The 624-nt window shown below is 54.5% G+C and carries 1 protein-coding gene; it reads left to right on the top strand.

From position 1 onward, the window contains the following. Positions 1-187: 187 nt before the first annotated feature. A partial coding sequence (locus AC1D1X_RS25195; RefSeq protein ID WP_477699620.1) for a hypothetical protein occupies positions 188-624 on the top strand: 437 nt, incomplete at its 3' end.

The raw sequence follows: 624 nt of genomic DNA on the forward strand, positions 1-624 counted from the left end.
CAAGAAGATAGTTCCGCTTCCCCAAGAACACGCGGTCGAGTATCAAGAAATCGCGCTACATGATGGTTGCCCCGGCAAGCCGTAGGCCACGTCGCCGTATGCGGCCTAACCCCTTGCTCAAGCGCCGACGCGCTACGGCAAGCCGTCTCGCCTCCGCGCGTGTCTTTGCTCAAGCGTTAGGCCTCACATGACTATCTGGCGATTCATCTTGCTTGGACTCGCATGGGGCTTGGCCATGTTGGCCTTCTTTCTTTATGATTTTCGAGGCGGTTCGAATCCAGTCCTCACGCTTCTTCTGGTGACGGGCCTATTTTTGATTGGTGGCATCCTGTTTGGTGTTTCCATGTTCCTCTTAACGAAAGTCGCAGCTCGTGTTGCCGGTTTCGACATATCGAAGACTCAAAAGACCAAGCTTGGACTTCGGAACTCGATTCTCATCGCTGCGGGTATCGTGCCTTCTGTGGCAATCATCGGGGTCGTATTCACGCTTCAATACGAATTCTTGTGGGTAGCACTGGCGGCATGCTTGGGGCCCACACTTGTTCTCTTGCCGGGCTCGGCCAAGTCAATCAGTGGCCGATTGCTGTTCGTTCGATGCATTGGTTCGGTGACAGTGGGTGCACT

Source organism: Polaromonas sp. P1_G4 (assembly GCF_056405475.1).